The organism is Reinekea marinisedimentorum (assembly GCF_004341165.1).
Lineage (GTDB): Bacteria > Pseudomonadota > Gammaproteobacteria > Pseudomonadales > Natronospirillaceae > Reinekea > Reinekea marinisedimentorum.
In genome coordinates, this window is sequence record NZ_SLZR01000008.1 from 1 (window position 1) to 21,609 (window position 21,609).

General features: G+C 51.8%; 18 protein-coding genes. 4 read left to right on the forward strand and 14 right to left on the reverse strand.

The features are described 5' to 3' along the window. Positions 1-247: 247 nt before the first annotated feature. Positions 248-562: a hypothetical protein gene (locus BCF53_RS10125; protein ID WP_132701623.1), complete on the forward strand. Its 315-nt coding sequence runs from the start codon at positions 248-250 to the stop codon at positions 560-562. A 333-nt stretch (positions 563-895) separates the two neighbouring features. On the opposite strand, the gene BCF53_RS10130 is transcribed toward BCF53_RS10125, so the two are convergent. From BCF53_RS10130 to BCF53_RS10155, 6 genes are read right to left on the reverse strand one after another with little or no spacing between them, the layout of a single operon-like run. Then, a complete protein-coding gene (locus BCF53_RS10130; RefSeq protein WP_132701624.1) occupies positions 896-2,533 on the reverse strand; it encodes a BatD family protein in 1,638 nt (545 codons plus the stop codon). Further along, on the reverse strand, positions 2,527-4,299 hold the full coding sequence (locus BCF53_RS10135; protein ID WP_132701625.1) for a VWA domain-containing protein: 1,773 nt from the start codon (positions 4,297-4,299) through the stop codon (positions 2,527-2,529). The genes BCF53_RS10130 and BCF53_RS10135 overlap by 7 nt, the downstream gene beginning before the upstream one ends. Then, complete coding sequence (locus BCF53_RS10140) at positions 4,296-5,261, reverse strand: VWA domain-containing protein (RefSeq protein ID WP_132701626.1); 966 nt, start codon at positions 5,259-5,261, stop codon at positions 4,296-4,298. Before BCF53_RS10140 ends, BCF53_RS10135 begins: the two co-directional genes overlap by 4 nt. Then, on the reverse strand, positions 5,258-5,722 hold the full coding sequence (locus BCF53_RS10145; RefSeq protein WP_165901879.1) for a DUF4381 domain-containing protein: 465 nt from the start codon (positions 5,720-5,722) through the stop codon (positions 5,258-5,260). Before BCF53_RS10145 ends, BCF53_RS10140 begins: the two co-directional genes overlap by 4 nt. After that, on the reverse strand, positions 5,704-6,615 hold the full coding sequence (locus tag BCF53_RS10150; protein ID WP_132701628.1) for a DUF58 domain-containing protein: 912 nt from the start codon (positions 6,613-6,615) through the stop codon (positions 5,704-5,706). Before BCF53_RS10150 ends, BCF53_RS10145 begins: the two co-directional genes overlap by 19 nt. A gap of 8 nt (positions 6,616-6,623) precedes the next feature. Beyond that, entirely contained in the window at positions 6,624-7,580 is a 957-nt protein-coding gene (locus tag BCF53_RS10155; protein WP_132701629.1) for an AAA family ATPase, read from the reverse strand. A gap of 477 nt (positions 7,581-8,057) precedes the next feature. Here BCF53_RS10155 and BCF53_RS10160 point away from each other — a divergent pair, with 477 nt between their 5' ends. Beyond that, positions 8,058-10,532, forward strand: coding sequence for a glycogen/starch/alpha-glucan phosphorylase (locus BCF53_RS10160; protein WP_132701630.1), 2,475 nt, complete (start codon positions 8,058-8,060; stop codon positions 10,530-10,532). Positions 10,533-10,663: 131 nt separating this feature from the next. Further along, positions 10,664-11,365: a 2-phosphosulfolactate phosphatase gene (locus BCF53_RS10165; protein ID WP_132701631.1), complete on the forward strand. Its 702-nt coding sequence runs from the start codon at positions 10,664-10,666 to the stop codon at positions 11,363-11,365. 67 nt (positions 11,366-11,432) lie between these two features. On the opposite strand, the gene BCF53_RS10170 is transcribed toward BCF53_RS10165, so the two are convergent. The 8 genes from BCF53_RS10170 to BCF53_RS10205 form a co-directional block, all read right to left on the reverse strand. Then, entirely contained in the window at positions 11,433-12,314 is an 882-nt protein-coding gene (locus tag BCF53_RS10170) for an NAD(P)-dependent oxidoreductase (RefSeq protein WP_132701632.1), read from the reverse strand. A 242-nt stretch (positions 12,315-12,556) separates the two neighbouring features. Next, the gene (locus BCF53_RS10175) at positions 12,557-13,099 is read right to left on the reverse strand and encodes a cupin domain-containing protein (RefSeq protein ID WP_132701633.1); all 543 of its coding nucleotides are present in this window, start codon (positions 13,097-13,099) and stop codon (positions 12,557-12,559) included. 29 nt (positions 13,100-13,128) lie between these two features. Then, entirely contained in the window at positions 13,129-13,971 is an 843-nt protein-coding gene (locus tag BCF53_RS10180) for an ABC transporter permease subunit (protein ID WP_132701634.1), read from the reverse strand. Then, the gene (gene potH, locus BCF53_RS10185; protein WP_132701635.1) at positions 13,968-14,876 is read right to left on the reverse strand and encodes a putrescine ABC transporter permease PotH; all 909 of its coding nucleotides are present in this window, start codon (positions 14,874-14,876) and stop codon (positions 13,968-13,970) included. The genes BCF53_RS10180 and potH overlap by 4 nt, the downstream gene beginning before the upstream one ends. Next, positions 14,873-16,066, reverse strand: a complete 1,194-nt coding sequence (potA, locus tag BCF53_RS10190; RefSeq protein ID WP_132701636.1) for a polyamine ABC transporter ATP-binding protein — start codon at positions 16,064-16,066, stop codon at positions 14,873-14,875. Before potA ends, potH begins: the two co-directional genes overlap by 4 nt. 61 nt (positions 16,067-16,127) lie before the next feature. Beyond that, positions 16,128-17,234, reverse strand: coding sequence for an extracellular solute-binding protein (locus BCF53_RS10195; RefSeq protein WP_132701637.1), 1,107 nt, complete (start codon positions 17,232-17,234; stop codon positions 16,128-16,130). A 39-nt stretch (positions 17,235-17,273) separates the two neighbouring features. Continuing rightward, positions 17,274-18,617, reverse strand: coding sequence for an aspartate aminotransferase family protein (locus BCF53_RS10200; protein WP_132701638.1), 1,344 nt, complete (start codon positions 18,615-18,617; stop codon positions 17,274-17,276). Positions 18,618-18,632: 15 nt separating this feature from the next. Continuing rightward, positions 18,633-19,964: a glutamine synthetase family protein gene (locus BCF53_RS10205; protein WP_132701639.1), complete on the reverse strand. Its 1,332-nt coding sequence runs from the start codon at positions 19,962-19,964 to the stop codon at positions 18,633-18,635. A 222-nt stretch (positions 19,965-20,186) separates the two neighbouring features. Here BCF53_RS10205 and BCF53_RS10210 point away from each other — a divergent pair, with 222 nt between their 5' ends. Then, on the forward strand, positions 20,187-21,560 hold the full coding sequence (locus tag BCF53_RS10210) for a glutamine synthetase family protein (protein WP_132701640.1): 1,374 nt from the start codon (positions 20,187-20,189) through the stop codon (positions 21,558-21,560). The last annotated feature ends 49 nt before the right edge of the window (positions 21,561-21,609 follow it).

Here is a 21,609-nt window from a genome sequence, read left to right on the forward strand (position 1 = left end):
TTTTCTGAGTCGTGTCAGAGGGTTCTACCCGTTAAAATCAGAGGCTGCAACCCTTTCAAAGAATCCCATTAATTTATTCCGGACAGTAGTGCGCGAAGGCGGGTATCCATCACTCTTAGCCACCTTAATAATAGATTTCCGCCTTCGCGGAAATGACGCGGTGGTGTTTTTTATAAAGTGGTGAATGTCCAAATTCGATATAGCCTGGCCGCATAAACCATAAAGCCCCAAAATTAGATATGTACCGGTGTTTGGAGAGGGCGCTGCTCCTTTCAATATAAGCCGAGATGGTAAAATTGGAGATGCCGAAGGGTTCAGTTTAATTGGTCAGTCTTTTGTGCATTATGAAAGGGATCTGGAAGCTCAATGGACTTCTACGGTGGTTACCGGACAATACCTACCACAAGAAACCGATGAGGCCACTATTCAATCGTGGCTATCCGACAAGGCCCTAACTTGGAGTAAAAGTTATCCATCAGTTTCTGAGTGTGAAGGCGAAGAAGGTGAGTTGATTCCAGAAATGCACGACCCATTGTTAAATGATCCGGATGTATTACAGTAGATTTGTTACCCATCGATAGATGTTAGAATTCGGGCTTAAACCGGTGTTTTACCCAACTCGCTTTTGTCCAGTTTCTACATAGCCTCACAGCCCGAATCACCTTTGCCCCTTTTCGAGTTTCGAAGTGGTAATTCGATAGGATTCTGTCGGCCTAAAGGCCCGACCTACAGAGACCGTAGAGCATTGTAGGTTGGGGCTTTAAGCCGACAGCTAAAATTATAAAACTGAAATGATCTAGGCCAGCCTTTTATTCATTACTGTCAGATTACGTCTGAGCTAATACGAATAGTTGTACAGCAAATTCGACCAGCAATGTCACTGCCTTTAAAGTTACTACTCGCCAAACATCACCGACAGACTACTAAGAGCTGGCTTATTTGACTTAGCCACTGAAGATTTCTGAGCACTCTTCGCCAGTGCAAGCAGAGCCTTATCATCCGGTGCGCTGTCGTTTCCATTAAATAAAAAGTTCTCCAATTTACCCAAGCTGTCCAGTTCATCGCTGGCCAACGCAGTACGGCTGATGCTCTTTTCATTCATCAGTTTTAGCAACTCGTGATAGTAGCTGCCGTAGGCCTTTTCGCTGATCGCTTTTTTAAAGCTGAATGCCGCTGCATTCGGCTTTGTTTGAGCAGCGGCTACCGTATTGGGTTGATTACCTTTTTTTATTTTCAGCAGGTAGGCCAATGTGCCGACCCACAATACAAAGAACAGCGCGGTTAATGCCTGCCACAGCCCGTTGCCGCTCTGCTCGGTTGTTAGCTGCGGGCTTATGCTAGGTGGCGCTGTTTCAGGCTGCGGTGTGGGCGTTTGAACTGCCGGGCTGGCCGTAGCCGGGTTTGCCGCTGTGGCGGTGCTGGCCGCGACGTTGAGCGTACGCTGAGGAATCTCTGCCCATTCCAGCGCGTCTTTTTGTGTGTTCCACCAGGGAATACGAACGGCGGGCAGTGTGACTGTACCAGCTTCAGTAAAGCTAAGCGCGGAAGGGTCGATGCGTTTGGTTTCATCCAGTTCCGCAGCGTTGCGGTAAATGCGTACGCCACCGGTGAGTTGCGATTCAAAATTCTGCAACGGGTCGGGCAGGCGGTTTGCTTCGATGCCGTCTACCGTCATTAGGGTGAGCCAGTCGATGTAGTCACCCTGACTGTAGGTTTTGCTGCTATCCAAGTCATCCACCAGGGTGAGTGATTTTGCTGGCAGCCAGTAGGCGCCTGCAGGGTAGTCACTCGGTATTTTCTTAACCTGAATGGTGGGTAGTTTGGCCGTGCGGGTGAAGCGTTCGCTCCTGCGGGTAGAGGGGTTTGTGTAGGCTGCGGTGAACACAACCTCGGGCACTTCAAACAAGCCGGCTTCATTCGGTGTGAGTTTAATTACCTGTTGATAGATGTTGTATTGCTGGCCGTTGCGGGTGGCGATGGTCTGCCCGCTGTCGATCTGTTCACTTTCAAAGTTATCCAGCTCAATGCCCTGTAGAGTGGCGTTCTGCATTTGTATCTTGAAGGCCACTTCTATGGTGAGGGTGAAGGGCTCGCTGATGTAAGGGTCGTTCTTGCTCAAACGGGCTGAAAGAATGACGGCATCTTCGGGGAGTGTATCCGGCCGTTGCTTGGCTTCATAAACGGTAACCTGCAGGGGTTCGCTGGTGTCGTTGCCAGATCGAAAAGCGGGTATCGTGAGTATGCCGGTTTGCTTTGGTTGCAGCGCAAACTGATAGGTGGTTTCTGCCGTGCGCTTACCGTTAGTGATGGTGGTGTTGCTGTACTGCCCGCGCTGCACAATATTAAACAGCGCCTGCAACGAGGCCAGATCACTCTGGTTAATTTCGCCGTTGGGTGTCACCCGTATATTCAGTTGCAGGGTTTCATCGGAATACATTTCAAAGCGGTCTATGCGGGCGGTCACATCCGCCCAGCTGAAACAGGAAACCATCAACAGCAGTAATGTTATTAACTTTAAGTTGTTAGTTACCATGGTGTACTTTCTGCCTCACTCGGGTTTTGCTGATATTGATACTGAAATTTATAGCGCAGCAGGGAATCCTGCTCGGTCGGTAAATTATTCAGAATGGCCTCAACTTCCTGCTCGTTTTGAATCTCTTCCGGGCTTGGAATTGCGCTGGCAGGTTGTGGCTCGTTGTTTTCCTGTTCAGAGCCATCGTTTTGGTTTTGTTCGCTTTGGTGTTCGTCTTGTTGTTGTGATGATTCGTCATTTTGTTCAGCATCCTGCTGTTGCTGTTGCTGTTGCTGTTGCTGTTGCTGTTGCTGTTGCTGTTGCTGTTGCTGTTGCTGTTGCTGTTGCTGTTGCTGTTGCTGTTGCTGAGCGTCACTTTCCTGTTCACTTTGCGAACTCTGTTCATCAGAGTCCTGCGGGTCGGAATTGTCTTGATCTGATTGCTGCTGATCAGAGTTTTGTTGATTCTGCTGTTGCTGATTCAGCAAATCTTCAATCAGTTTTTTGTTCTTTTCTGCAGCAGGGTGCGCGCCAAAGCTGAGTGCGTTTTCGTAGGCTTTAATTGCTTGCTCGAACTGACCGGCGTGCGCATACGCATTACCTGCATTGTATTGCGCATCGGCTGTATTTTGTTCGGCAAACAGCGCTGCCGCCTGCTCATAGCTGCCACTGTCAAACAATGCCTGGGCCTGCAGCTGTGGGTCTTTTGCCAATGAAAGTGCCGTTGCGGCATCGTTATTATTTAATGCCTCATAGGCTTGCTGATTACTGTTTTTAAACAGGCTGGCTGCCATGGCCGGTTGCGGTGTAAAGAACGACAGGCTGATCAGTAGCAGGCTTGCCTGCAACAATAGGCTGTTGCGGCGCAGCTGAAACAAAAACACAAACAGTGCTGGAATTAACAGCCAGTAGCCCATGTCTTTATCCATAGAGATGGGGTTGCTCTGTTTATTCAGCTGATTGAGCAGGTTGGCATTGGGCTGCGAGCCTATGGCCTGAGTGGCAAAACCGAGCTGGGTCGCGCGTGATGCTATCCCGCGGCTGTCGGTGGTGACCATAATCATCTCGCCATTATAGGTGGCGTAGCCCTGGCCCCCTTCCATAGGAATAGGTGTGGCCTCCGCGCTGCCGACAGCCACCACTGTTTTGCTCGCGGCATCGGGAATGCTGTTCTTAAGCTGCTGCACCTGCGTGGCTTTTATTTCATCTGTCAGCCATAAAATATGCGCGGCCTGACCGGGCTGTTGCGCAATTTGTTGGGCGACTAAATCAAAGGCCTGGGCCGGGTTGCTGCCCTGCTTTGGCATCAGGTAGGGTGTCAGCGGGGCCAGTTGCGTTTTTAGCGTTTCGCTATCTTGTGTTAGTGGTGTGAGCAGGTGCGCCGAGGCGGCGTAAACGGTGACACTGGTTTGAAAGAACAGACCGCTTTTCGCCCAGTCTTCAATCATCCATTTAGCGCGGCTGTAACGGTTCGGTGTTAAATCATTGGCGGCCATGGAAAGGCTGTTATCGAGAACAACATAAAGATTGCCCTGGCTGCCGGTTTCAACTTCGCCGTTTTTAATGGCCGGGCCGCTGAGTGCCACTATCATCAGGGTGCCCAATAGCAGCAGCGTGAGGCTTTTGCTTTGTGTTGATTTGCTGTTGGGTTTACCCAGCACCTTTAACAGCTCTGGTTCAATAACATCGCTCCACTGGCTTTGTTGGTTACGGCTTTTGTTCAGCCAAAAACACAATGGCCACCAGGCCAGTAGCAGTAACAGAAGCTCTGGGCGTAATAAGGTCATGCGTTGCGCCCCCTGAGTGTTGAACGGTTAACTTGAGCAAAGCCCAGCAGTAGTAAAGAGGCTGTTAATGGCAGCCAGTACAGCTCGTTAATCTGGCGGAAGTTATCGATGTCTTTGTCGTCGGTTTCCAGCTGATCGATCAGTTCAAAAACCTGTTTGAGTTCACCAGCCGATGTGGCACGGAAGTACTGGCCGCCGGTTTGGTCGGCAATGCTTTTCAGTGTGGCTTCATCAATGCCGCTGCTGCGCATAAAATTGAAGAAGCTGCTGCTGGCCGAAGCATCGCCACCGAAGCCGATGGTATACACGCGTATGTCGGATTTTTGCGCGGCGGTAATGGCATCGCTTGGTGATACGCTGCCGGCGTTGTTTTCACCATCGGAGAGCAGAATAATAATTTTGTCCTTCGATTTTGAGGTGCGCAGTTGCTTCACCGATTGCGCCAGACCATCGCCGATGGCCGTCGATTTACCGGCCATACCGGGGATTAAATCAAACAGCAATGCCTGTACTGCGCCGGTGTCGGGCGTGAGGGGTGCCTGTACCGCAGCAAAGCTGCCGAATACCACCAGACCAAGAAAGTCGCCCTTGCGCTGTTCTACAAACTCGCCGACCACTTCCTGAACGGCTTTATAGCGGTAGGTGCTTTGGCCGTTCCAGCGCATGTCTTCGGTGAGCATACTTTCCGATAAATCGACCGATAAAAAGATACTGCGCCCGGCCTGGGTGTTGGTAATGGGTTCACCAATCCATTGTGGACGCATCAGTGCCAATACCAAGAACAGCCAGCTGAGCAGCCACAACAGGGGTAGCTTGCGCTTGCCCGGCGTTGTCTGTTGTTGGTTAGCCAGTGTTGCAAGATAGGGGTGGTTCAACGCACCCTGCGAAGCTGAGGAGCGCGAGCGCGGTATCAGCCAGAGCAGCGGCAGGGCGGCCAGGAACCAGGGCCATGCAAAGCTCATAGGCGTGCCTCCTTTTTCCAGTGCTGTAGCAGGGTTTTAACTTCGGCCCAATTGATGTCGCTCGATTTATCGGCCTGATAATGGCCGTTGACCCATTCCGGCAAGGTGCCCAGTGTGGCGGTTATTTTTTCGGCCAGAGCCTGCTCATCCATGCTCTTCGGTGCGCTCAAATGCGTGATCAGCAGCCAGCGCAGCAGCTGGTGTAATTCCGCATTGGGCTCGGCAAGGCGCTTAATGCGGGCGAGATGCTGTTGAATGTGCCGCCAGTGTCGGCCGCGATACCAGAGGTACGCAATCAGGCAGGCCATCACCAGCACGGCCATGAGTACCAGCCAGTAACCTGGAGCCAGTGGCCAGGCCGAAGGCTCGGCCGGTGGCGTATTCGGTTCCAGCTGGCTGAGCAGTTGCTGCGGCACGCCGCCGGATAAGGCGGTGCTGAATATCAGTGGTAGAGTGGCCACGCCAGCACCTCCTGCCACTGAAAGCTTTCATTCAGGTGTTTATGGAATACACCACCACGTTGCCAGGCAAATTCCTGCAGCGACTGTTCTCGTTGCTCGGCCAGTGCCCGATAACTTTGCTGGGTTTGCTTGCCGGCGGTATCGATATAGCCGGTGATGTTTTTGTGCCTCACCGGCAGTGCACCGGCCTCGGGCAGTTTGCTGTCGAACGCATCCGCCGCCTGCAGCAGCGAGACTGAATTAAACAGGTTCACGGGTATTTCGGCGGTTAAGTTTTCTGCCGGGGTTTGCATAAAATCGGAAATAAACCACAGGTTGGGTTTGCCGCGCCAATGCAGAATGTTGGCACTGTTTGCTGGCTGCAGGCTGGCAAAGTTATTGGCCAGGTATTGATGAGCGGTTGCGATGAGTTCGCAGGCGCGGGCACCGTCGCGTTGGTTGAGCAGGTTCAGTTCCTGTTGCCATTCACTGCCCACGCGCACCAGAAAGCGCACCGGGTGATGCAGATGCAGAAAACGCCAGACTAAAAATGCCGACCAATGACACGCCATGACGGATTTAAAACAACTGCGCGTGCCAAAGTAGCTGCTGGCGGTCAGGTCGAGCCAGACGGCCTGTTGGGCATGCCGGTCTTCTTCCATGATGCGCACAAAGGGGGTTTGCTTTTTTGCCGTTTGCCGCCAGTCAATCTGGCGGGCGTCGTCACCCGGCCAGTAATGCTTCATTTCCGCAAACTCGCGGCCCTGACCTTTAAAGACTGAGCGCTGGTCGCCCTTGCGGTAGCTGTGAACGCGTGATTTGCCGAGCGCCTGTAAGTCGTTCACCAGCAACTGCAGTTGCAGTAAATCGTTCAGTGCGACGTCAGTGCCTTTAATTTCCAAGCTCTGGTGCATGTTTTGAATTACCCGACGGCCACCGCTGAAATGATTTCTTCGACAATGGAATCGCCGGTGTAGCCCTTAGCCTGAGCCGGCAGGCTGAGTACCAGGCGGTGAGCCAGAACGCGGCCGGCCACCCACTGCACATGCGCGGGTGTGACAAAGTCTTTGTTTTCCAGCCAGGCGACCACGCGGGCGCACAGATCCAGCGCAATGGTGGCTCGTGGTGATGCGCCGTAACTGATCAGGTTTGCCAGCGCATCGCTGTAATTTTCCGGCCGGCGGGTGGCATCGACCAGGCGCACAATATAGCTTTCTACCGCGTCAGACACATGAATGGCTTCCACTTCTTTTCGTGCTGCCAGAACATCGTCCATCGCCACCGGAACCAGATCGGGCAGGCTCTTGCTCTGCTGCTGGCGGGCCAGGTGCAGAATGCTGCGTTCTTCTTCAATACTCGGGTAATCCAGCGAGACCTTCATCAGGAAGCGGTCGAGCTGGGCTTCCGGCAGCGGGTAGGTGCCTTCGTGTTCAACCGGGTTTTGTGTGGCCATCACCAGGAACGGGTCCGGCAGGCTGTAGGTGGTGCCGCTGGCCGATACCTGGCGTTCACTCATTGCTTCCAGCAGGGCCGACTGCACCTTAGCCGGTGCACGGTTGATCTCATCGGCCAGCACCAGGTTGGCAAACACCGGGCCGGGCTGGAATTCAAAGCGGTGCTCTTCGGTGCGGTAGATGTCTGAACCGGTCACATCGGCCGGCATTAAATCGGGCGTAAACTGAATGCGTTTAAACGAGCATTGCAGGCCATCCGCCAGGGTTTTAATGGCGGTGGTCTTGGCCAGTCCGGGGGCGCCTTCAACCAGCAGGTGGCCGTCGGCAAGCAGGCTGATGACCAGCGATTCGATAAGTTGAGCCTGACCAATGATGCGTGCCTGCAGGGCTGTTTTCAGCGAGCTGATAGCGTTTTGATTAACCATAGTTCCATACAAATGAGCAGTTTAAGTGGTGCGGAATTTATAATATTTGGTTGCTCAGGCAAGACCTTTTACGCCTTTTCTTCAAAAGTTTGACTCAATAGTCATTCGTTTAATTCCGTCATATTGGCAATAGGGTGCTACGCTCAAGTGATCGGCCATGCCATCATCGTGTATTTTATATTTTACGAAGGGTGTGGTTTTTAATCGGATATTGTCTGCCAGTAAATCACTTGCAGATGCATTTTTGTCCTTTGTAATAGATTTGAATGCCGGAATAACGGCAGTTGCAAGCTATGCTAGGAAAGTTAGTCTTGTGTAGTTGTGCTGGTGGTGAGTCAGGGGTGGAGTTTTTATTCGACATTAAAAAGTGGGATTTCCGCCTTTTTCTTTTAGCGCTGCCAGCTACTATGCTTGCTGTTAGATTATAACCTCGACAGCAGCCTCAGAAGAGCTGTGATTATTAAGGAGTCAATTGATATGTCTGGCAAAAAGTCAGCGGCACCAAAGCCTGATATGACCGTAAAGCAGTTTAAGGAAACGGTTATTAAACACCTGCGCTCTACCCTGGGCACATACGAGGAGAAGGCATCCAAGCAAGCCTGGAACCAGGCGATTGCAGCCTCAGTAAACGAATTTATTTTTGATGGCGTCAGCCGAACCCGTAAAACCCATGCCGGTAAAGATGCCCGTGCGGTGCATTATCTCTCGCTGGAGTTCCTGATGGGGCGGTTGATGTCGAACAACCTTCAGAACCTCGGCCTGTATGAACTGGCAGATAAAGCCATGAAAGAGCTGGGTTTTGAGCTGGCCGATATTCTGGAAGAAGAGCCGGATATGGCACTGGGTAACGGTGGCCTTGGCCGTTTGGCGGCGTGCTTTATTGACTCTATGGCCACCCTGGCCCTGCCGGCCATTGGTTACGGCATTCACTATGAGCACGGCTTGTTCCGTCAGGAATTCTTCAAGGGCCGCCAGGTTGAGCGCCCGGATCAATGGCGTGAGTTTGGCAGCCCATGGGAAATCTGCCGTCCGGAATCAGAGCAGGTGGTAAAACTGTACGGCTATGTTGAGACCGTATACGAGAATGGCGGCTCTCATAAGGTTTGGCACCCGGGCCGCACCATGCGCGCCATTCCGTGGGATATTCCAATTGTGGGCTACGGCGGCCACAACGTGAATGTACTGCGCTTGTGGGAGTCTCGTGCAGATAAGTTCTTCGATTGGGATGTATTTAACTCCGGCGGTTATGTTGATGCCTATACCGAATCGGTTCAGGCTGAAACGGTATCCAAGGTGCTGTATCCAAACGATGAAACCGATGCCGGTAAAGAGCTGCGCTTAATTCAGCAGTACTTCTTCAGTGCCGCCTCTATTGCCGATGTTATGCGTCGTTTCCGCAACGCCCATGGCAATGACTTCTCTAAATTTACCGCGTTAAACGCACTGCAGTTGAACGATACCCACCCGGCGATCGCTATTCCCGAGCTGATGCGCGTACTGGTCGACGAAGAAGGCATCAGCTGGGCCGAAGCCTGGAAGATGACCCGCGAAACGTTCTCCTACACCAACCATACTCTGCTGCCGGAAGCACTGGAGAAATGGCCATTGCGTATGATTCAGCATGTGCTGCCGCGCCATATGGAGATTATCTTCGAAATTAATGCCCGCTTCCTGAAAGACGAAGTGGAAACCAAATGGCCTGGCAATGACGGCATCAAGCGTAAGCTTTCCATCATTGAGGAAGCCAATGGTCAGATGGTGCGTATGGGCAACCTGTCTGTTGTTGGTTCGCACGCGGTGAACGGTGTGGCCCAGATTCACTCTGACCTGGTGAAGAAAGACCTGTTCCCGGAAATGAACGAGTTGTGGCCGGGTAAATTCCTCAACGTGACCAATGGTATTACGCCACGCCGCTGGATGAAGGCCTGTAACCCGCGCCTGTCTACGCTTATTGAAAAGCATGTCGATGCCGACTGGCCACGTTATCTGGAAAAACTGACCGCGCTGAAACCACTGGCAGACGACAGCAAGTTCCAGAAAGAATACATGGCTGTTAAGCACGCCAATAAGGAAGACTTCGTTAAGGTCATTAAAGAGCTGACCGATGTCGATGTCAGTGCCGATGCGATCTTCGATGTGCAGATTAAACGCCTGCACGAATACAAGCGTCAGCATTTGAACCTGCTGTACATCATGGCGTTGTATCGTCGTTTGCTGATCAACCCGGATTACGACATGCATCCGCGTGTGTTTATCTTCGGCGCGAAAGCAGCACCGGGCTACTATCTGGCAAAAGAGATTATCTTTGCCATCAATAAGGTCGCAGAGAAGGTCAACAACGACCCTCGCATCAAAGACAAGATCAAGGTGGTATTCCTGCCGAACTACCGCGTATCGCTGGCTGAAAAGCTGATACCGGCGGCGGATGTTTCCCAGCAGATCTCTCTGGCAGGTAAAGAGGCATCTGGTACCGGCAATATGAAGCTGGCACTGAACGGTGCCATTACTCTGGGTACGCTCGATGGTGCAAACATTGAAATCGCTGAAGAAGCCGGTGAGGAAAATGTCGTCATCTTCGGTATGGATGTTGATGAAGTGGTTGAGACGCGTGAACAGGGCTATAACCCGGGCCACTACTACCAGAACAACGAAGAGCTGAAGGCCGTGCTGGATTGGCTGGACAGTGATTTCTTCACCCCGGGCGAGCCTGGCTTGCTGTCGGCGGTGAAACACAACCTGGTGGATCACGACCCCTACATGGTGCTGGCGGATTATCAATCGTACAGCGATGCTCAATCGAAGATTGACGCACTGTACCGAGATAAGAAAGCCTGGGCGCGAGCGGCGATTATCAACACCGCCAGCCTGGCGAAGTTCAACTCGGACCGCTCAATTCAGGACTATGCAGATACGATCTGGAACCTGAAGCCGATTAAGGCCGCAGCGAAGTAAGCATTGCTCTGTTGGAATCTGAGGCGCCGGTATGGCGCCTTTTTTATTTCAGAGGCATTGCTGGCACTGTACCCAGCCTCATGAAACGGTATTCTATCCGGGTGAAAGGCCTGAACTGACGGGAGAGCAGGGTGAGACAATCGATTTTCGATATTCGCTGTGAATGGGGCGAGCACGGTGTTCAGAAGCTGACCGATGAATGTGACGTTCTGGTGCTGATCGACGTGCTGTCATTTACCACCAGCGTGAGTGTGGCCGTAGAGCATGGTGCAAAGGTTTACCCGGCAGCGATTGGTGATACGCCGGAATTACCCAGTGGCGTCATTCAGGCGTCGCGGCGGGCCGAATGGCTCGAAAACTCCAGCCTGCGCAGCATGTCACCGCAATCACTGGGCCGGCTGGAAAGCGACCTGCTGTTGCCGTCACCCAACGGCAGTGCGCTGTCGCTAATGGCCGGTAATACGCCACTGTTGGCCGGTTGCCTGCGCAATGCCCGCGCCACAGCCCGGGCTGCCATGCATTTGGGCACGACCATTGGCATTGTGCCCGCCGGAGAGCGCTGGGAAGATCAGTCGCTCAGGCCCTCGTGGGAAGATCTGATCGGTGCCGGTGCCATTATTCAGGAGTTAAAAGGCGAGCGATCGCCCGAGGCTGCCGTCGCAGAGGTGGCCTTTTTAAGTGTGCTGGGTGAGGTTGAGCAGCGGATGAGCAAGTCGGTTTCCGGCCGGGAGTTAATCAAGCGGGGCTTTGCTGAAGATGTACATCTGGCCTGCCAGCTCAATGCCGATCATTACGCGGCGCGCCTGTATGACGGTGCTTATCGAAGAATTTAACGGCTTGTAAAACAAAAACAGCCGCGAAACGCAGCTGTTTTTTATCGGTTAAAGCCAGGGCTTTGGATTACTTTTCCAGTTTAGCGAAGTAATCGAAGATAACCGGTACGTCGTGCTGAGCCAGGCCGGCGTCAACCGCAGCTTGCAGGCTCTTAGAGGTCGCTTCAGCGATCAGAGACTCAGAGCCCAGATCTTCAACCATCTGAACGAAGTAGCCCAGGTCTTTATTCGCGTTGGCAATAGAGAAGCCCAGCTTTTCTTCACCGTCTACAGCGTAGAACTTACAGAACTGCATGAACGGAGAGTTAGAAGGACCTGCAGACATGATGTCGAACAGTTGCTGGCCATCAACACCGGCTTTTTTCGCAACCGCGAACGCCTGAGACATGGTGGCAACCGTAGTCATACCCATGAAGTTGTTGATCAGCTTAGTGGTGTGACCGGCACCCAGTGCGCCCAGGTGGAATACGTTTTCGCCCTGCTCATCCAGCAGAGGCTTAACTTTTTCGAAGGTATCCTTGTCACCAGCAGCCATGATGTTCAACAGACCATCTTTAGCGTGCGCAGGTGTACGGCCCAGAGGTGCGTCGATCATGCCTACGCCTTTCTCAGCCAGGTCAGCACCGATCTTCTTGGTAGAAGCAGGGATAGACGTACCGAAGTCAATCAGTACAGAACCTTCTTTCATGCCGGCGAGCAGGCCATCTTCGCCGTATACGATTTTTTCAACAACTGCGGAAGTCGTCAGGCACAGTTCAACGATGTCACTGGCAGCAGCCAGTTCTTTAGCAGAAGTGAATTGAGTTGCGTTGCCACGAGCAAGAACTGCATCAACCGCTGTCTGGCTCAGGTCCATTACGTTTACCTGATAACCGCGTTTCTGCAGGTTTTCAACCATGTTGCCGCCCATCAGGCCCAGGCCAATGAAGCCAATTACGGGTTTAGTCATTTTGTACTCCTAAGATGTCCAAATTATATTTGTATTATTATATGTTCTCGGTGCGTGAAGAATATACACCTGAGCTGAGATAGGCAAATGATGTGGGGTTGATTTTCACTGAGACACAGTGGTTTAGGGGCTTTATCAGTGTTCGAGCGGGTGTCAACCACTGTAAAGCGAGTTTTAGAGCGTATCGGCACCTCACCGTCGCCTGCCAACGCCAGAGTGGCATGGTGTAAACGGGCTAACGGTCAGAAGGTCGGCGGGGTCGCCGCACTGATCAGCTCGCACTCAACCTTGCCGATATTACGGAATCGATGTGGCTGGCGGGTTTCAAAATAGTAAGAGTCGCCGGGCTTCAGCACCTGTTTCTGGTTGCCGACGGTAATTTCGATTTCACCGCGCAGGACAATGCCAATCTCCTCACCCTCGTGCTGCATAAAGTCGGTGCCGGTGTCGGCGCCGGGCGGGTAGGTTTCGCGAATCATTGCCAGCTTACGGTCTTTAATCTGACTGCCGACCAGCAACATGCTGATGGTGCTGTCGCCGATGTCTACCAGCTCATCACTGCTGAAGAAGATCTTATCTTTGGCTTCGATGTCGATGGTGAAAAAATCACCCATTGATATCGACATAGCATCGAGAATCTTCTTCAGTGAGCCAATGGACGGATTCACCTGATTTTTCTCAATCTGTGAAATCATGGCATTGGTAACACCACTCAGTTTGGCAAGCTCTCGCTGTGATATGCCTTTCATAGAGCGAATGGCTTTTAACTGTTTACCTACATCCATTGGCGGTTCCCGGTATTGACTGGCATGGGCTAAGTTATTGAAGCCCTGATTTCCTGGCGGCGTCTCTTATCAGCTCTCGACATAAGCCACCAACCCAAGAAGGCTGCGAATGATACAATGAGTACCATAATAGTGGCCAGAGCATTGATTTTAGGGCTCAGGCCGAGGCGCACACTCGAGAACACGGCGATCGGCAGCGTTGTTGAGCTGGGGCCGGAAACAAAGCTTGAAATCACCAGATCATCCAGCGAAAGCGTGAAGGCCAGCAGCCAGCCGGCGACCAGTGCCGGTGCAATCATGGGCAGGGTGATCAGGAAAAATACCTTCACCGGCGCCGCGCCCAAATCCTGTGCGGCCTCTTCGATAGAATTATCCAGCTCTTGCAGCCGCGAGCTGACCACGACCGTCACATAAGCGGTACAGAAGGTGACGTGCGCAATCCATATAGTGAGCATTCCGCGCTGAGCGAACAGATCAAAGAATTGCCCCAGCGAGATAAATAGCAGGAGTAGCGAAAGCCCGGTAATCACATCCGGCATGACCAGCGGCGCTGTAATCATGAAGGCAAAGCCGGTTTCTCCGCGGAAGCTGGTAAAGCGCTGCATGATAAACGCGGAAATTGTACCCAGCACGACGGCGGCAGAGGCGGAAAATACACCAATGATCAGGCTGGTTTTGAACCCCTTCATCAGCAGCTCATCACGCAGCAGCTCGCCATACCATTTTGTTGAAAAGCCGGACCATACCGTTACCAGGCGGCTCTCATTAAATGAGTAGATCATCAGCAACAGAATAGGGATATACAGAAACGCCAGCACCAGCCCGATGATCATCCATTTCCACTTACTGTTGTATTCCGGAATCGCATTCATCTGGAGGCCTCCATTTCCCGTTTCTGATAGCGGTGAAACCACACGATCGGCACCATCAAAACCAACAGCATGACGATGGCGACGGCCGATGCGACCGGCCAGTCACGGTTGTTGAAGAATTCCTGCCAGAGCACGCGACCAATGAGCAGGGAATTCGGCCCGCCGAGCAGTTCCGGGATAATGACTTCACCGACCGCGGGGATGAATACCAGCATTGAACCGGCAATAAGCCCGGCCTTCGCCTGAGGAATCAGCACATTAAAAAGGGATACGGCCGGCCGTGCGCCCAGGTCGGAAGCGGCTTCCATCAGCGAGTAATCGACCTTCATGAGTGCGGTGTAAATCGGCAGTACCATAAAGGGCAGGTAGTTATAAACAATGCCGATGTAGACGGCGATTTGGGTATGCATAATGTGCAGTGGCTGGTCGATGAGGCCGATCGACATCAGCGCATTATTGAGCAGACCATTGTTTTTTAAGATGCCTATCCAGGCGTAGATGCGAATCAGAAAGCTGGTCCAGGAAGGCAGAATAATCAGCATTAATAAAACGTTACGCATGGAAGGCTTCGAGTGTACGATGGCCCAGGCGGTGGGGAAGCCAATCAGCAGGCAAAGCAGGGTAGAGAAAAATGCGATCCAGACCGACTGCAAGTAAGACGACACATAAAGGCTGTCTTCGATTAAATAAAGATAATTGCCAATATTGAGAAATATACTCAGTTGGTTATCGACAAAACTGAACAGGCTGGAATAGGGCGGAATCGATATTTGTGCTTCCGCGAGGCTGATTTTAAATACGAAAAGAAACGGCAGTAAAAAAAACAATAACAACCAGCTGTAAGGCACGGCAATGAGTGCATAGCGTTTCAGCGGTATCGATTTAATAGCGTTGAATAACTTCATATTTTCAGTACCACGGCGCTGTCCATTTCCCAATATACATTGATGGGATCATTCCAGTTGGGCAGCTCTTCCTGCCGGCTGACATTTTGAACCGAGACCGTCACAAGCTTATTGCTCGGTAGCCGAATATAAAATATTGACTGGCTGCCCAGGTAGGCAATGTCTTCAACAATGCCGCTGCAGCTGTTTTCCTGTGGCGAAGAATCTGTGGTCAGGTAGAGTTTTTCCGGGCGAACAGCAACCATCAGTTTGCTGCCGGGTGTTGCGGTAATGCCGTGGCTGAGCGCGATGGGGTTGTCGATGCTTGGGCACTGAATAACTGAGCGGGCATCCGTGTTCGATTCCAGTGTGCCTTCAAAAATATTAACCGAGCCAATAAACTCAGCGGCGTAGCGCGAGTTGGGTGATTCATACAGATTTTTGGGTGAACCTATCTGCACGAACTGACCCCGATTCATAATGGCGATGCGATCGGCCATGGTCATGGCTTCCTGTTGATCGTGTGTCACCATGACGCAGGTTACCTCTACCCGCTCAAGAATATCGACAATCTCGAGCTGCATTTTTTCCCGCAGGTTTTTATCCAGTGCGCCCATTGGCTCATCCAGCAGTAGCAGGGCGGGTTGCTTAGCCAGGCTGCGTGCAAGGGCGACGCGCTGACGCTGGCCGCCGGAAAGCTGGTGTGGCTTTCTGTTGGCGTATTCACTCATATGAACCAACTCCAGCTGCTCTTCAACCCGGCGTTTTATCTCAGCGCTGGAAAGCCGTTCCTGCTTCAGGCCAAAGGCAATGTTGTTGTAAACCGTCATGTGAGGAAACAGGGCGTAAGACTGGAACATCATATTGACCGGGCGGCGGTAGGGCGGAATGCCGGAAAGATCCTGGTTGGCCAGGATGATGTTTCCGGAGTCTGGTTTTTCGAAGCCGGCCAGCATTCGTAACAGGGTCGATTTACCGCAACCGGAAGCACCGACGAGCGCGAAGATTTCGCCCTGATAGATGGTGAGGTCCAGGTTATCGACCGCCGCGTGACCATCAAATGTTTTGGTCAGCCCCTGAATTTTCAGTAACGGCACTTTCTGGCTGTCATCGCTCAGTTCGCCCGCCTCTGCAGAATGGTCAGGTTCAGGGTTGTCATGGCCATTTGAATGGTGCCGCTGCGCAGCATTTTCTAAAGCAGTTTCGGTCATTGCAACTCTCTCTTAAAAAGCAAGAGCCCCGGCCGGTGAAAGCCAGGGCATAACGTCTTAATCAGTTTTTAACGAATTCAGACCAGGTGCGGGTGATTACACGGGAAACTTTCAGCGGCAGCATCTTATTGCTGTAGAGTTTTTCAGAAACCTCCGGCAGCGGGTAGATACCTGGGTTGGCCAGAATTTCTTCATCGATGAACTCGCGTGAAGCGGTATTCGGGTTGGCATACCAAACATAGTTGCTGACCTCTGCAATCACTTCAGGGCGCAGCAGGTAGTTGATAAACAGCATGGCATTTTCCGGGTGTTTGGCATCGTTGGGGATGGCCATTAGATCAAACCAGGCCAGAGCACCCTCTTTAGGAATGCTGTATTCAATTTCGATACCGTTGTCGGCTTCATAGGCACGGTCTGCTGCCTGCAATACATCGCCGGACCAGCCGATAGCAACGCAAATATCACCGTTGGCTAAATCATTGATGTACTGTGAAGAGTGAAAGTAAGTGATGTAAGGGCGGATAGGCTCCAGTAGTGCCAGTGCGTCCTGGTAATCGGATGTTGTGGTCGAGTTTGGATCTTTGCCGATGTAGTTTAATGCGGCGGCAAGAATCTCAGTGGGAGCGTTCAGGAATGCCACACCACAGCTTTGTAGTTTTTCCATATACTCTGGTTGGAAGACTAGGTCCCAGCTGTCGGTGGGTGCGTATTCACCCAGCAATTCTTCAACCTTCGCAACGTTGTAACCAATGCCGGTGGTGCCCCAAAGGTAAGGCACTGCGAATTTATTATCCGGGTCTACGGTGCCTTCCAGTACCGACATCAGCTTAGGGTCTAGGTTGCCATAGTTCGTGAGCGTATCTTTGTTCAGTGGCTGGAACGCACCGGCCTGTGCCTGACGGCCAAGGAAGTCGTTCGAGGGCACCACCAGGTCAAAGCCGGTCTGACCGGAAAGAATTTTTGCCTCCAGTACTTCGTTCGAGTCAAACACGTCATAGATAACATCGATGCCGGTTTCTGCTTCAAAGTTTTTAATGGTGTCGGCTGCGATATAGTCGGACCAGTTATAAATATGCAAAACTTTTTCTTCACTTGCCGATGCCGTCTGCAAAGCCACCGATGCAGCCAGTGCGACAAGAAGTGATTTCTTTGTTGGTGTGCGAACCATGGTGAACCTCTCTCTATGAATCTTTATTCAGTGTTTTTCTTAAAGTGAATCTAAGGTTGTATCGAGGGCTTTCTTTGCTCGCTCAATGAGCAAGTCTATTTCTTTTTTGGTAATAATCAGTGGTGGCGAAACGATCATGGTGTCACCAACCGCACGCATAATGAGTCCGCTTTTAATGCAGTTGTCACGGCACTTCATGCCGACTTCGAGTTCTTTTTTGTAGCGGGTGTTGGTTGTCTTATCGCTGACCAGCTCAATGGCAGCCACCATACCCTTAACGCGAGCTTCACCGACCAGCGGGTGCTCGCTTAGCTCCTGCCATTTCTCAGCAAAATAGGGTGCGATAGTTTCTTTCAGCTCGGCAATGATATTGCGTGACTGCATTTCGTTGATGTTGGCAATGGCCACAGCGCAGGCAGCTGGGTGACCGGAATAGGTAAAGCCGTGAGCAAACTCAGAGTTGGCACTGATCAATACATCGGCAACGTTATCGCGTACCATGACGCCACCCAGTGGCAGGTAGCCAGAGGTAATGCCTTTTGCCATGCACAGCAGATCGGGCCGGATGTTGTAGGTTTCGCTTGCAAACCATTCGCCAGTGCGCCCGAAGCCGCAGATGACTTCATCAATCACCAGCAGAATTTCGTACTTGTCGCAAATACGCTGAATTTCCGGCCAGTAGCTTTCCGGCGGGATAATAACGCCACCTGCGCCCTGAATAGGTTCCGCGATGAAAGCGGCAACCTTGTCTTCGCCAAGCTCCAGAATCTTCGCTTCCAGTTGACGCGCACGCTCCAGGCCAAAGGCCTGCAAGTCTCCATCTTCACATTCACCGAATCCGTAGGGTTGGTCTATGTGAACAATATCCGGTACGACACCGGCGGTTTGTTTATGCATGGCGCTCATGCCGCCAAGGCTGGCCCCGGCAATCGTGCTGCCGTGATAGGCGTTCTTTCGGCTGATGATGGTGCGTTTGTCTTCTTTACCCAGCGTGCTCCAGTAGTAGCGAACCATACGAATGACGGTATCGTTGCATTCAGAGCCCGAGCCGGTGAAGAACACATGATTCAAACCCTCAGGAGTGATCTCGGCAAGCAGCTTGGAAAGCTTTGCCGCCGGTGGGTGTGTGGTCTGGAAGAACAGGTTGTAATACGGCAGCTTCTTCAGCTGCTCGGTGGCAGCCTCTACTAAGGGTTCGCAGCTGTAGCCAAGGTTGGTACACCAAAGGCCGGACATAGCATCTAACATTTCATGACCGTTTTCGTCATACACATAAATGCCTTCGGCACGCTCAATCATTCGGGCGCCTTTGTTATTCAGATCGTGATAGTTGCTGAAAGGATGGAAGCAGTGTTCCGCATCGTACTGTACCAACTGGCTCATTATTTAATTCCTTCTTTAAACGTTTAGCAACAGGAATTCACGCTCCCAAGAGCTGATTACCTGGAAGAATGTTTTATATTCTTTGCGCTTTATTGCGATGTAGGCGTCGACGAAACGTTCGCCCAGAATTTCTTTCAGCTCTGCGCTGTTTTCCAGCAGAACCAAAGCTTCCTCGAGTGTATGGGGAAGGGTGTATGGATCTTCGCTGGTATCATCGGTGGCTCTTTTTGTCGGTTCCAGTTTGTTAACCATACCCAGATAGCCAGAGGCCAGTGTTACGGCCATCGCCAGATAGGGGTTGGCATCTGCGCCGGCATATCGGTTTTCAACGCGACGCGATTCCGGACCGGAAGAAGGAATGCGAATGCCGACGGTGCGGTTGTCTTCGCCCCATTCAAGGTTGGTTGGTGCACTGTCACCGAACATGAGTCGACGGTAGGAGTTCACATTTGGGGCATAGATGGCAATGCCGGCCGGCGTGAATTTTTGCAGTCCGGCGATGAAGTGGTAAAGCTGTTCGCTCTTGGTGCCATCTTCGTTGCTGAAAATGTTTTTACAGTCGCTGTCGAGAATGCTCTGGTGAATGTGCATGGCAGAGCCGGGTTCATGCTCCATCGGCTTTGCCATAAAGGTTGCGTAGACATCGTGCTGGAGTGCGGTTTCGCGGACGGTTCTTTTAAACAGAAACGCCTGGTCGGCACACTCCAGTGCATTGCCGTGCTCAAAATTAATTTCCATCTGAGCCGCACCCGACTCGTGGATTAGGGTATCGACATCCAGACGCTGGGCATCGCAGTAGTCGTACATGTCTTCAAAGAGCGGGTCGAATTCGTTGACGGCATCAATGCTGTAAGACTGGCGTGCGGTTTCCGGGCGGCCATTGCGGCCAATGGGCGGCTCTAATGGGTAGTCTTCATCGAGGTTTTTCTGGACCAGGTAGAACTCCAGCTCTGGGGCAACAACCGGAGTCCAGCCCTTTTTGGCGTATAAATCCAGCACCTTGCGCAGTACGCTGCGTGGCGCAATGTCTATCAGGCTGCCGTCACTGTTAAAGCAGTCATGGATAACTTGAGCCGTTGGTTCTTTTGCCCAGGGCACCAGCCGAATACTGTGCGGGTCGGGCTTTAAAATCATGTCACTGTCGGTCAGGTCGATCATCTGGTCGTCGTCCGGCCATTCACCGGTAACCGTCTGAAAGAAAAGGCTCTCAGGCAGCCGCATCCCCTTGTCCTTGAGAAACTTACTGGCCGGGATGATCTTGCCCCGGGCGTTGCCTGTGATATCGGGCACAAGGCACTCCACTTCTGTGGCGTTCTGCTCTAATAGCCATTCCTTGATGGTATTCATTCGATGTTACGCCTTTTGTTGCTCTGTTTAGCTGAATTCCGCGCTGAAGCGGTGTAATAGAAATGCCATGGCAATAGCGGGAAGTCAAGCTTAGGTGTTAATTATTATGTATTATAATTTGCCATTGCATGTCACAATTGTAGGTTTTTGATATTAAATACTTTACAGAAGAGAGGCTGTTCGAGTAGCCTGAAAGGACGAAAAATGTAAAGGACGGTATCAATGCCTATCAACCAATCAGCCTGGTTAACCGCAGAGCACTTACCGGAAGTTAAGCAATTTATTGACCAGCATCCGGAAATTGAGAGTGTTGACCTGATTCTTTTTGATACGAACGGAAAAGAGCGCGGCAAACGAATTCCAGTTTCTTTGCTGCCTAAGGTTGTGGAGCAGGGAGTGTGCCTACCGGCTTCAGTCTTTGCGCTGGATATTCAGGGCGAAACCATTGAAGAAACCGGGCTTGGCTTTGACCAGGGCGATTCCGACCGGCAGTGCCGCCTGGTTCCTAATACGCTGTCTGTGATTCCGTGGAAGCCGGGTGTCGCACAGGCAATGCTGACCATGCTGTGCGCCGAAAGAGAGGTCGGTTTTTTTGCCGATGCCCGCCAGGTATTAAGGCGTCAGCTTTTGGCGATGAAAGCCCGTGGCTATCAACCCTGTGTTGCTGTTGAGTATGAATTTTACCTGCAGGATCTGGAGCCCGATGAACAGGGCATGCCTCAGCCGCCCATCATGCCGCTGAGTAAAAAGCGCATGAGTGAAACCCAAGTTTATTCACTGGATGAGCTCGACGAATTTAAAGACTTTATTGACGAGGTTATTGCGGTTTGTGAAGCGCAAAATATTCCGGCGGCGAACATTACCGCGGAATATGCACCGGGTCAGTTTGAGGTGAACCTGAAGCACAGTACCGATGTTTTACTGGCGTGTGATCAATCTCTGCTGATGAAACGCGCAATACGTGCCGTTGCCAAACAGCATGGCTTTACTGCCAACTTTATGGCCAAACCCTATAGCGAATATGCCGGCAGTGGTTGTCACATTCATATCAGCCTGCTGGATGAAGAGGGTGACAATCTGTTCATAAAGAAACCGGAAATACTGCACCATTCTGTTGCCGGTGTGCTGGAAACCATGCCGCAAAGCATGGCGGTGTTGGCGCCCAATGCCAACTCTTACCGACGCTTTCAGCCAAACAAGTTTGTTGCGCTTTGGCCGAACTGGGGTTGGGATAACCGAACGGTTGCACTGCGAATTCCATCCGACAGCGAAGAGAACCGCCGCCTTGAGCATCGCCTGGCCGGAGCCGACTGCAATCCCTACCTGGTTGTTGCTGTCATTCTTGCGAGCATGCAGGAAGGCATGGATAAACAGCTTAACCCGCCTGAACCGATTACCGGCAATGCCTACGAAATGGCGGGGGAAAATCATTTCCCATTGTCCTGGCCGGAAGCACTGGAAGCGTTTCGATCCTGTGAAGTGCTGTACCGCCATCTGACGCCCGAGTATTGCCATGTCTATCTGGAAAATAAATACAGCGAGCAATTAACCTTTGCGGCTCAGGTGTCACCCCTGGAATACCAGTGGTATCTGTAATTAATGTTCAGTTGTCAGGGCGTCTGCACTTATAAATAAATGAAGGAAA